The organism is Mycoplasmopsis gallinacea (assembly GCF_012220205.1).
GTDB lineage: Bacteria > Bacillota_I > Bacilli_A > Mycoplasmatales > Metamycoplasmataceae > Mycoplasmopsis > Mycoplasmopsis gallinacea_A.
This window is the reverse complement of the sequence record NZ_CP047225.1, coordinates 1,171,350-1,183,913: the sequence shown is the minus strand read 5'-3', so window position 1 is coordinate 1,183,913 and position 12,564 is coordinate 1,171,350. Positions and strand designations below refer to the sequence as shown.

Genomic DNA, 12,564 nt, shown 5'->3' with positions numbered 1-12,564 from the left:
ATAATGAAACTCCTTTTTTAGGAGTTTTCTTATAAAATTTTTGCAACTCTGAAATTTAAAAAATTTTTCAAAAAAATGTTTTTTAAATTAAAATGTTTATGCTATAATAATTTAGCAACATTTGCGAATTAAAAAGTTCTTTGAAAACTAGATATATACAATGTACATGACAGTCAATTTTTTCGAGAGTTTGATCCTGGCTCAGGATGAACGCTGGCTGTGTGCCTAATACATGCATGTCGAGCGGAGTTCTTCGGAACTTAGCGGCGAATGGGTGAGTAACACGTACTTAACGTGCCCCCTTGATTGGGATAACGCTGAGAAATTAGCGCTAATACCGGATACTTAAATATCTCGCATGAGGTATTTATAAAAGGAGCCTTTAAAGCTTCACAAGGGGATCGGGGTGCGTAACATTAGCTAGTTGGTGAGGTAATGGCTCACCAAGGCGATGATGTTTAGCGGGGTTGAGAGACTGATCCGCCACACTGGGACTGAGATACGGCCCAGACTCCTACGGGAGGCAGCAGTAGGGAATTTTCCACAATGGGCGAAAGCCTGATGGAGCGACACAGCGTGCAGGATGAAGGCCTTCGGGTTGTAAACTGCTGTTATAAGGGAAGAAAAAGTCGAGGAGGAAATGCCTTGACCTTGACGGTACCTTATCAGAAAGCAACGGCTAACTATGTGCCAGCAGCCGCGGTAATACATAGGTTGCAAGCGTTATCCGGAATTATTGGGCGTAAAGCGTCTGTAGGTTGTTTGTTAAGTCTGGTGTGAAAACTTGGGGCTCAACCCCAAATTGCATTGGATACTGGCAAACTAGAATTGTGTAGAGGTTAGCGGAATTCCTTGTGAAGCGGTGGAATGCGTAGATATAAGGAAGAACATCAACATGGCGAAGGCAGCTAACTGGACACATATTGACACTGAGAGACGAAAGCGTGGGGAGCAAACAGGATTAGATACCCTGGTAGTCCACGCCGTAAACGATGATGATTAGCTGATGGGGAACTCATCGGCGCAGCTAACGCATTAAATCATCCGCCTGAGTAGTATGCTCGCAAGAGTGAAACTTAAAGGAATTGACGGGGATCCGCACAAGCGGTGGAGCATGTGGTTTAATTTGAAGATACGCGTAGAACCTTACCCACTCTTGACATCTTCTGCAAAGCTATAGAGATATAGTGGAGGTTAACAGAATGACAGATGGTGCATGGTTGTCGTCAGCTCGTGTCGTGAGATGTTCGGTTAAGTCCTGCAACGAGCGCAACCCTTGTCCTTAGTTAAACGTTCTAGGGAGACTGCCCGGGTAACCGGGAGGAAGGTGGGGACGACGTCAAATCATCATGCCTCTTACGAGTGGGGCAACACACGTGCTACAATGGATGGTACAAAGAGACGCAATACGGCGACGTGGAGCAAATCTCAAAAAACCATTCTCAGTTCGGATTGTAGTCTGCAACTCGACTACATGAAGTCGGAATCGCTAGTAATCGTAGATCAGCTACGCTATGGTGAATACGTTCTCGGGTCTTGTACACACCGCCCGTCACACCATGGGAGCTGGTAATGCCCGAAGTCGGTTTTGTTAACTACGGAGACAACTGCCTAAGGCAGGACTGGTGACTGGGGTGAAGTCGTAACAAGGTATCCCTACGAGAACGTGGGGATGGATTACCTCCTTTCTACGGAGTACACCTTTCAGTTTAGTGCTGAAAAATACAACAAAAATTATTAAATATTAACGACAAATAATAGGTCATGTCATATATCTAGTTTTGAGAGAACTTTCTCTCTTTGTTCTTTGAAAACTGAATAGTAAAGTAAAGATATTAAATTAATATAACAACGACATCAAAAAATAAATTAGTCAATTTGTTTTGTGATACCGAGTTAATTATTATTCTAAAAATAATAATTTATTGAAATGTCTTTGAATACATCAAACAAATAGGTAAATATTGTTACAACTTTTAAATAAGTAAGAGTTTGTGGTGGATGCCTTGGGTCTGGAAGTCGATGAAGGACGTGATTACCTGCGATAAACCTCGTGGAGCTGGATATGAGCTACGATACGGGGATTTCCGAATGGGGAAACCTAGCTAGAGTAATTTCTAGTTGCTGTATAATGAATAAAATAGTTATACAGACGAGACACGTTGTGAACTGAAACATCTTAGTAGCAACAGGAAGAGAAAATAAATAATGATTCCATTAGTAGCGGCGAGCGAACGTGGAAGAGCCCAAACCGACATTAGTCGGGGTTGTAGGACTATCTATATGAAGTTACAAATCTTTATCATAGCAGAATAGCGTGGGAAAGCTAAGCAAAGAGGGTGATACTCCCGTAAGCGAAATGGTAAAGACTTCTGATAGTATCCTGAGTAGGGCGGGGCACGTGAAACCCTGTCTGAATCTGCCGGGACCATCCGGTAAGGCTAAATACTAACCAGACACCGATAGTGAACTAGTACCGTGAGGGAAAGGTGAAAAGAACCCCGGGAGGGGAGTGAAATAGATTCTGAAACCACTTACTTACAATTAGTCAGAGCCCATTAAAGGGTGATGGCGTACATCTTGCAGTATGGACCGGCGAGTTATGATAACATGCGAGGTTAAGTGGATAAAAGCGGAGCCGCAGAGAAATCGAGTCTTAATAGGGCGTTTAGTATGTTGTCATATACCCGAAACCATGTGATCTATTCATGAGCAGGCTGAAGCTTGGCTAACCCCAAGTGGAGGGCCGAACCGTAGTACGCTGAAAAGTGCCCGGATGACTTGTGAATAGTGGAGAAATTCCAATCGAACTTGGAGATAGCTGGTTCTCCTCGAAATAGCTTTAGGGCTAGCGTGTGATGTTAAACTTTGGTGGTAGAGCACTGAATATGGAATGGCCGCGCCTAGCGGTACTGACTATAATCAAACTCCGAATACCATTGTGTATTGTCATGCAGTCGGAACCGGGGTGCTAACGTCCCGGCTCGCGAGGGCAACAACCCAGATCGTCGGCTAAGGTCCCAAAATTGTGTTAAGTCAGAAAGGTTGTGAGATTTCATAAACAACTAGGAGGTTGGCTTAGAAGCAGCCATCCTTTAAAGAGTGCGTAATAGCTCACTAGTCAAGAGATCTTGCGCCAATAATGTAACGGGAGTAAAACACAATACCGAAGCCACGGGTACGAAAGTACGTTAGAGGAGCGTTCTTAGGGCGGTGAAGTCAGACCGTAAGGACTGGTGGAGCGCTAAGAAGTGAGAATGCCGGTATGAGTAACGATTTGAGGTGAGAATCCTCAACGCCTATTGGGAAAGGTTTCCTGGGGAAGGTTCGTCCACCCAGGGTTAGTCAGGACCTAAGGAGAGGCCGAAAGGCGTATTCGATGGATAACAGGTTAATATTCCTGTACTGGCTGTTATTAGTGATGGAGTGACGGAGAAGGATAACATTACCCATTATTGGATTTGGGGGTAAATGCAAACTGGTGAGTGTAGTTAAATGCGCACTCTATAACCGGGATGTATGATGCATAGCTCATTTGAGCGAATTATGTGATTTCATGCTTCCAAGAAAAGCTTCTAAACGTTTAAAATAACGGTCACCTGTACCGAGAACGGACACACGTTCCCAAGATGAGTATTCTAAGGCGAGCGAGAAAACTAGTGTTAAGGAACTCTGCAAAATGACCCCGTAAGTTCGCGAGAAGGGGTGCCAACTTTGAGTTGGCCACAGTAAATTGTGAGGGGCAACTGTTTATCAAAAACACAGCTCTCTGCTAAACCGTAAGGTGATGTATAGGGGGCGAAGCCTGCCCAGTGCCCGAAGGTTAAGTGGATGCGTTAGCTTATGCGAAGCGTTGAAATGAAGCCCGGGTGAACGGCGGCCGTAACTATAACGGTCCTAAGGTAGCGAAATTCCTTGTCGGCTAAATACTGACCTGCACGAAAGGCGCAATGATCTCTCAACTGTCTCAACACTAGACTCGGTGAAATTATGGTCCCAGTGAAAACGCTGGGTACCCGCATCAAGACGAAAAGACCCCATGGAGCTTTACTACAACTTCGTATTGGAACTTGGCCTAACATGTGTAGGATAGGTGGGAGACGTTGATCTTAAGGCGCTAGCCTTAAGGGAGTCGCCGTTGAAATACCACCCTTGGTATGTTGAGTTTCTAACCTGCCGCCGTTATCCGGTGGGGGGACAGTGCGTGGTGGGTAGTTTGACTGGGGCGGTCGCCTCCTAAAAGGTAACGGAGGCGTTCAAAGGTACACTCAATATGGTCAGAAACCATATGTAGAGCGCAAAGGTAGAAGTGTGCTTGACTGCGAGACCTACAAGTCGAGCAGGTGCGAAAGCAGGACTTAGTGATCCGGCTGTACGTCATGGAACGGCAGTCGCTCAACGGATAAAAGTTACCCTGGGGATAACAGGCTTATCTTGCCCAAGAGATCACATCGACGGCAAGGTTTGGCACCTCGATGTCGGCTCATCGCATCCTGGAGCTGGAGTCGGTTCCAAGGGTTTGGCTGTTCGCCAATTAAAGCGGTACGCGAGCTGGGTTCAGAACGTCGTGAGACAGTTCGGTCCCTATCTGATGTGGGCGTTGGAATATTGATGAGAGCTGCTCTTAGTACGAGAGGACCGGAGTGGACGTACCGCTGGTGTTCCAGTTGTTCCGCCAGGAGCATAGCTGGGTAGCTAAGTACGGAAGGGATAACCGCTGAAAGCATCTAAGTGGGAAGCCTCTTCAGAGATGAGTATTCCCTTGAAATTCCTTGTAGACTACGAGGTTGATAGGATGGAAGTGTAAGTGTAGTAATACATTCAGCTGACCATTACTAATAAATTGATAGGTTTGAAAGTTAAGATGTTATTCAAGACATTTTAATGAATTATTATAAAGAATTTACTATTCAGTTTTCAGAGGACAAATCACTCCCTAGTGGAGTTTTTTTATTACCTTTCCCACTTAGTAACACAATTTTATACTAGTAAGCAGATAAGGTATTATAAGCAAACTAGTTTTTAATACTACTAACTGGGAAAGCACAAATTAAAGAACCTAGTGCAATAGGCTTTCCTAATTAGCAACATAAATTATGTATATTTACTAATTGATTTTCATGCTAACAAGTGGGAAACTTGTTTTTTATGAAATAAACCCATTGTGCGGTATTTTTATTCCATTTATTAAGTAAAATGCTTTAAATTTACCTGAAATTGTTAGAATTATTTATATGGATCTTAAAAAAGAAGCAAATTTTACTTCAGAATTTGTAAAAATAGAGAAAAACAAGGAAATTATTAAAGAATTTAATGTATTTAGGCATCATGATTTAATAAATCATGCTTATAGAGAGCAAAAAGAACTTTGACAAATGTTTTATAAACGTAAATATTTCAAATTAAGAGAGCTATCCCTAACTGATAATTTATCACAAGGCAAATATTTATTTGATGTTAAAGTTGATTCAAAGCTTATTAACAGAAAAGAGATAGTAATTGAATTAGTTTATTTAAATATCAATAATAAAATAAAAAAGCTACTAGATCAATTCATTTTAGATTTACAAAATCTCAAATATAAACCTAAATATAATAAATGTGATTGTAGCAAAACATTTCTTTTGGTAAGCAAATACTTTCTTAGACATGGAGTTTGAATTTGATCTCATAATTATTTAAGAGAAGTTTATCCTTCGCATGAAGATAACTTACTGGAAATTGATCTTTGAGATCTTTATAAAAATTACAATAAGTGCGTTAACTTCAGAAGAATGGGAACCAAGAAAGTGACTTTGATGTATTATCTTAGAGAAGAAATTCGAATTACAAATAGCGATTATTCTTTTTATAGTATTTGAATTTTAGTTGAAGAATTTGTGAGAAAACTTAATCTTGAAATCGATCAAAAAATTATTCAAAAGCAAGTATTTGATTATTTTGAAATAATTGCTTATAAGCACTTTCGTAGAATCATACTCAAAAGTATTGATGATTTAGAAAATCAAGAATTAATTGATGAATTAAATTACAAATATAAAGAAACTAATCTTAAAAAAGAAATGAAAAATGCAACAATAGAACTATTTTTAGAATTTATAGTTGATTATATCTTTTATTACTTTAATCTTAGCTTTGATAGCGTAGATAAGCTGTTTAAAAATCATATTGATGCAGATAGCAACTTCTTTTATTTTGTCAAACATTTATCTGGAGAGAGACAAATAAAAATTTTAAGAAAATTGAAAAAAATTCTTCTCGATTTTAAAAATGTGCTATAATAAATAAGCATCTTAAAAATGCACATAAAAAATAAAAAAAAGCAAAAAATATTAGTTATTAAAAATTTTTTGTGTATAATATAAAAGCAACATTTTTAGAAGATGGAGAAGTAGCTCAGCTTGGCAGAGCGCTACGTTTGGGACGTAGTGGTCGCAGGTTCAAATCCTGTCTTCTTCACCATTTAATGGGGGGTTAGCTCATTTGGCTAGAGCGCCTGCCTTGCACGCAGGAGGTGGTGGGTTCGAATCCCATACTCTCCACCATTATGGCACTGTAGCTCAGTTGGTTAGAGCATCCGGTTCATACCCGGAAGGTCGTGAGTTCGAATCTCACCGGTGCTACCAAATCTTATTGTTCTATAAAGCATAAGACCAAAATAGTGCTGGACCTATAGCTCAACGGTTAGAGCAACCGGCTCATAACCGGTCGGCTACAGGTTCGAATCCTGTTAGGTCCACCATTGTATGGGTGATTACCCAAGTCCGGCTGAAGGGACTAGTCTTGAAAACTAGCAGGGGCTTCACGGCCCGCGGGGGTTCGAATCCCTCATCACCCGCCATCTCTTTATAGAATTATATAGCGGAGTAGAGCAGTTGGCAGCTCGTCGGGCTCATAACCCGGAGGTCGTAGGTTCAAGTCCTGCCTCCGCAACCAAAATGGTCCAGTGGTAAAGTGGTTTAATACGCCTCCCTGTCACGGAGGAGAACGCGGGTTCGATCCCCGTCTGGACCGCCATTATGGCCCTGTAGCTCAGTTGGTAGAGCAACAGATTGAAGCTCTGTGTGTCGCTGGTTCGATTCCTGCCGGGGCCACCAAAAAATTACTCTTATTTGTTGGCTAAAAGTTAATAAATAAGAGTAATTTTTTTATATAATTTATTTAAAATTACTAGTAGAATAGGAATAGTTTATGAATAAAAAAGCCTTAGGAATTCTCGCTTCAACTAGTGTAATTACTGCATGTCCAATTCTTCTTGTTGCATGTGATAATTCGGTAACTAGAAGAGATTTAAAAAATGCAATTATTGAATGAGAAAATCAGTTAAAAAGCCAAGTGACAACCGGCAAACCAGATATTTTTATCAACGTTGGAATTATCAATATTGAATTCCCAAAAGATAAATCTCAAGAAATAAGTGATTATAACGCTGAAGCTTTGGATTGTTTCCACGCTATTAAAGGTCATGATCCATTTCAGTTAGATGTATTTATTTCTAGTCAAAATTCAACAAAATCATTTGATATTGAAACTGAAATATTGGCTGTGTCACAGTTGCCCGGTGATGTTCCTGTTGAAATAAGAGTTAAATATGCAATAAAAAATACTAATATTTATACTGAAAGAACTTATAAAGTAAATGGTTTTAAAGCTGTTCCGCAAAAACACAATCATTACATAAGAGAAGTAGCTCCTTTAGATTGTGAGAAATGTTTACAAATGTACAATGATTACAGCAATGAAAATTAAAATTTGAAAGGTAAATTATGTCTTTAGATTACAAAAAAACTTTAAATATGCCAAGTACTAAATTTGATATGAGAGCTAATTTAGTAATTAAAGAACCTCAATTCCAAAAGTTTTGATTAGATAATCAAATTTACAAAAAGGTTTTAGAGCAAAACTCACGTAATGATAAATTTATTCTTCATGATGGTCCTCCATACGCAAATGGTGATTTACACGTAGGACACGCACTTAATAAAATTTTAAAAGACATCATTGTTCGTTATAAGACAATGCAAGGTTTTTATTCACCATATGTGCCAGGTTGAGATACACATGGGCTTCCAATTGAACATAAAATGCTTGTTGAAATGAACATTAGTAAAGATGAAATTGATAAAGTTATCTTAAGAAAAAAAGCAGCTAAATATGCTATGAAACAAGTTGAAAAACAAAAAAGTCAATTTTTAAGTTTATCAATGTTTTCAGATTTTGAAAAATACTATGTAACTTTAGATAAAGAATATGAAGCAAAACAACTTGAAGTATTTAAGAAAATGGTATTTGATAAACTTGTTTATAAAGGATTAAAACCAGTTTATTGATCACCATCATCTCAAAGTGCTCTTGCTGAATCTGAAGTAGAATACCAAGATGTAGTTAGTCCTTCAATTTTTGTTTCTTTCAGTATTGTCTCTTCAGATATGGAAGCAATTAATCCTGGGGACAAATTAATCATTTGAACCACTACACCTTGAACACTTTTAGCTAATGCTGGAGTTGCTCTTGGAGAAAAAATTGAATATTCAGTAGTTAAAGTAAATAATCAAAAATTCATTGTAGCTTCAACTTTACTTGATAAATTAGCAGTTACTTTTAAATGAGAAAACTTCCAGGTAGTTAGAACTTTCTTAGGTAAAGAGCTTGGCAAAATTACTTACCAAACACCTATTTTAAAATTCGAAGCTCCAGTTGTGCTTGGGCACCACGTTACTGATGAAAATGGATCTGGATTAGTTCATATTGCTCCACTTTTTGGTGAAGATGACTTCCAAATTGGTATTGCTAACAAATTAGAAATGATTATGCACATCTCAGATAAAGGGTTTATTGAAAAAACAAACACCCAATTTGATGGTATTTTCTATGAAGATGCTAACAAATTAATTAGCGAGTACCTTGGTGAAAATATGATGCATTTTGAGCGTTTAAAACACTCATACCCACATGATTGAAGAACACATAAACCTATTATTTATAGAGGAACTACACAATGATTTGTTTCAATTGACAAAATTAGAGATCAAATCCTTGAGCAAATTGATTCTTCAGTACAAACACATCCAGAATGAGCTAAAAAAAGACTTTTCCAAATGATTGAAAACCGTCATGATTGAACAATTTCACGCCAAAGAGCTTGAGGTGTTCCAATTATCATTTTCTATGATCAAGATAAAAATCCTGTTTTCAAAGAAGAGCTTTTCGATTATGTAATTGATCTTGTAAGAAAACATGGTTCAGATATTTGATATGAAAAAACAACCGATGAACTTCTTCCTGAAAGTTACCGTAATTTAGGTTATACACGTGAAATGGACATTATGGACGTTTGATTTGATTCAGGGGTTTCGTCTATTGCTGTTGATATTGAAAAAGGAATTGAATCTCCATTTGATTTATATCTTGAAGGAGTTGATCAATACCGTGGATGATTCAACTCATCAATTATTAACTCAGTAGCTTACAAAGGCGTAACACCTTATAAACAACTTATTTCACATGGATTTACTCTTGATGGTAAGGGTGAAAAAATGTCAAAATCAAAAGGAAATACAATCTCTCCAATTGATGTTGTAAAACAAAGAGGTGCTGACATTTTAAGAACTTGAGTAGCTAATTCAGAATACTCAAATGATGTTAATATTTCAAATGAAATCTTAGATCAAAACACTGAACTTTATCGTAAGATAAGAAACACAATTAAGTTCTTACTTGGAAACATTAGCGACTTTAAATACGAACCAAACATCAAACGTGAAGGAATTCACGAATATGTTCAAAACAAATTAGCAGAGCTAAAAGTAAATATTATTAATGCTTATAACGAATATCGTTTTATCAATGTAATTAAACACTTAAATAATTACATTGTTGATCTTTCTGCTTTCTATCTTTCGATTACTAAAGACATTCTTTATGTAAGAACAGCTGATGATACTGAAAGAAGAATGGTTCAAGCTAACTTATATGAAATCTTAGATTTTGTAATTAAAGTTATTGCACCAATTATGCCTACTACAGCTGAAGAAGCATATTCACACTTTAATAAAGAAAATAAATTTGAATCAATAATGTTTGAACGTTTTGACAATTTAGATTCATTAAAAGTGGATCAAGATCTTGTTGCTAAATTTGATAAGTTCTTTGAACTTAGAGAAAAAGTTAATGTTTTAATTGAAAATGAAATCAAAAACGGAAATGTAAAACGTTCAAATGAATTAGAGCTTGTTCTTGATAATTCAGTAGATCAATTTACTAAAGATTTAAACCTTGCTACTCTTTTAATGGTAGGGAAAGTAAGTCCTGGAGATAAATTAGAAGTAGTGAAATTTACTTCTGAAAAATGTCTTCGTTGCTGAAACCACTTTGAAGCTAAAGATATGGCAGGTGAAATTTGTGTAAATTGTGATCAAGTTTTAAGAAAGTTGAACTTAAATCAAAATGAATAATGTAACAATAATCAAAAACTATTTAAAAAACTTAGTTAATAGATTCGTAAACCACCTAAAAAACAATAAGAAAAAAATCTTAATTAATTATTTAATTTTCTTAGGTGTATTTGCAGTTTTCCTTTTAATCGATCAATTAACTAAAACACTTATTTTCCATCATGGTGATATTAATACTTTAGATCTAAATGATACAGTTGTAATGCCTGATGGAACTAGAAAACCTGCTGAAAGTATTTATCCATATGTTTCATCAGAATGAACAAATTTTGGATTAATTACCATCAGAAGCATTTGACACCGTGGAGTAACACTTTGAGAGAATGTAAATATTGTTTTAATCCAAGTCTTAAGTGCAATTATCTTTCTAGTTACTCTAACTTCAATAATGTTTTTAACCGAAAAGAAAAAAAGAGTGTATTTTTACATTGTAGCACTAGCAATTCTTTCAGCTGGAGATATGGGAAACTTTTTAGATCGTTGCCTTTTCAAAGGCCACGTAAAAGATTGATTCTTTTTCAACTTTATTAAAGATAGAGGAACATTAAATTTAGCTGATTCATTTATCTTTATTGGAATTTGTTTATTCATCATAACATCTGCTATTTCGATAATTATGGAAATTGCTTCGAAAGAAAAACGTCAAAAAGAAAATCCAACCAAATAAGGTTGGATTTTTGTTCTATTTTTTCATTAAAAATTAGAAAATGATAAAATAGATTTTATGAAAAATAACATTGATAAAAATGAAGAAACAAAAGAACTTATAAACCTTCAAGATGATATATCTCACAAAATGAAAATCAACATTTTCCAAAAGCATAAATTTTGAAAATGTGTAAAAAATGGGAATAAAAAACAAATTATTCAAGATTTTTCATTGCAAAATAATTTTCAAGAATGAGATAGCAACCACATCAATATAGCAACTGAAGATGTTAATTTTTTAAAATACAAAATGGGACGGTACCTTTTTAATAACCGTAATCATAAATTAACAATTCCACAGCTTTGGCAAAGATATTGAAGAAGAATTTTAATGATTATTGTTAGTGCAATTATCTTTAACTTCGGAATTCAATTCTTTCTTTTAAGAGCTGATACCATCCCTTCAGGCTTAACTGGTATTCCAACACTTTTAACAATTCTTTTACCTATTTTAAAACCTTATTTTTCCCTAATTTACTTTGGGGTAAATTTACCATTATTTATTCTTTATTGAAGAAAAATTAAGAAGAGCTTTTTATATTTAACTCTTTTCTTTATGATTTCACAGATTTTAGTCAATCTTGTTTTCACCATTCCTGAAGTTCATGATTTTTTCATGTCAAAAATTAATTTTGTACCAGATGGATTTAAAGATTCATTCACAGTTGGTGATAGGGTGATTTCACAAAAAGAAGCTTGATATCAAGAAGGACAAACTTGACCAATTTTACTATATGGAACAATTGGTTCATTCTTCATTGGAATTGGAATTGCTATTTCATGAAAAGCTGGTGGTTCAACAGGTGGAACTGACATTGTAGCTTACTACTTTTCAACTAAATCTAAAAAAAGCATTGGTGGTGTTTTAACTATTATTTCCTTTGTAACTGCAAGTATTTTCTTGATTATTTATGGAGCTTTAAGTCCTAATTTAAAACATTATGTAGTTAATCCAGAAGAAATTACACTTAATCCTAATGGGACAATTGATTTAGTAAGATTCAATGAACTTCTTAAACAAGATACCAAAGTTCAAACGCAACAAATTTACTTTGGAATGAGAGAACTTTCAACTTTTACCTACATTATCACAACTAATTTAACTGTTAACCTTTTATATCCAAAATACAAAAAAACATCATTAGTAATTATTTCTAGCGATCCAAAACAAATTATGGCTTACTTTAAATTAATCAACTATTGACACTCATACAGAATTACTCGTTTCAAATCAGGATATACTGGAAAATACAGTTATAAAATTGAAACAGTTATTCTTTATTTAGAAGCTAAATCACTAATCCATGATTTAAAATTAATTGATCCAAATATTTGAATTTCAGTCAATGTTATTGATGGTATAGTTGGAAAATTCAATACTCAATATGTAGAACAATAATTC

At 35.8% G+C, this 12,564-nt stretch carries 5 protein-coding genes, 8 tRNA genes and 2 rRNA genes; all 15 read left to right on the top strand.

Going from position 1 to position 12,564, the window contains the following annotated elements:
• The first annotated feature begins 178 nt into the window (after positions 1 to 178).
• Positions 179 to 1,688 (top strand): 16S ribosomal RNA (locus tag GOQ20_RS04580).
• A 286-nt stretch (positions 1,689 to 1,974) separates the two neighbouring features.
• Positions 1,975 to 4,860 (top strand): 23S ribosomal RNA (locus GOQ20_RS04575).
• The 16S and 23S rRNA genes sit together here, the layout of an rRNA operon.
• 374 nt (positions 4,861 to 5,234) lie before the next feature.
• Entirely contained in the window at positions 5,235 to 6,281 is a 1,047-nt protein-coding gene (locus GOQ20_RS04570; RefSeq protein ID WP_167845583.1) for a hypothetical protein, read from the top strand.
• A 104-nt stretch (positions 6,282 to 6,385) separates the two neighbouring features.
• A tRNA-Pro gene (locus GOQ20_RS04565) sits at positions 6,386 to 6,462 on the top strand.
• Positions 6,463 to 6,468: 6 nt separating this feature from the next.
• A tRNA-Ala gene (locus GOQ20_RS04560) sits at positions 6,469 to 6,545 on the top strand.
• A 4-nt stretch (positions 6,546 to 6,549) separates the two neighbouring features.
• Positions 6,550 to 6,626: transfer RNA gene (locus GOQ20_RS04555), tRNA-Met, on the top strand.
• Positions 6,627 to 6,666: 40 nt separating this feature from the next.
• Positions 6,667 to 6,742: transfer RNA gene (locus tag GOQ20_RS04550), tRNA-Ile, on the top strand.
• Positions 6,743 to 6,748: 6 nt separating this feature from the next.
• Positions 6,749 to 6,841: transfer RNA gene (locus GOQ20_RS04545), tRNA-Ser, on the top strand.
• Positions 6,842 to 6,860: 19 nt separating this feature from the next.
• Positions 6,861 to 6,936, top strand: a tRNA-Met gene (locus GOQ20_RS04540).
• Between the two features lie 4 nt (positions 6,937 to 6,940).
• Positions 6,941 to 7,017, top strand: a tRNA-Asp gene (locus GOQ20_RS04535).
• A gap of 4 nt (positions 7,018 to 7,021) precedes the next feature.
• Positions 7,022 to 7,097, top strand: a tRNA-Phe gene (locus tag GOQ20_RS04530).
• Between the two features lie 94 nt (positions 7,098 to 7,191).
• Positions 7,192 to 7,749, top strand: a complete 558-nt coding sequence (locus GOQ20_RS04525; protein WP_167845582.1) for a hypothetical protein — start codon at positions 7,192 to 7,194, stop codon at positions 7,747 to 7,749.
• Between the two features lie 17 nt (positions 7,750 to 7,766).
• Complete coding sequence (ileS, locus tag GOQ20_RS04520; RefSeq protein ID WP_167845581.1) at positions 7,767 to 10,454, top strand: isoleucine--tRNA ligase; 2,688 nt, start codon at positions 7,767 to 7,769, stop codon at positions 10,452 to 10,454.
• Positions 10,447 to 11,121: a signal peptidase II gene (locus GOQ20_RS04515; RefSeq protein ID WP_167845580.1), complete on the top strand. Its 675-nt coding sequence runs from the start codon at positions 10,447 to 10,449 to the stop codon at positions 11,119 to 11,121. The genes ileS and GOQ20_RS04515 overlap by 8 nt, the downstream gene beginning before the upstream one ends.
• A 57-nt stretch (positions 11,122 to 11,178) precedes the next feature.
• A complete protein-coding gene (locus GOQ20_RS04510) occupies positions 11,179 to 12,561 on the top strand; it encodes a YitT family protein (RefSeq protein WP_233091221.1) in 1,383 nt (460 codons plus the stop codon).
• The last annotated feature ends 3 nt before the right edge of the window (positions 12,562 to 12,564 follow it).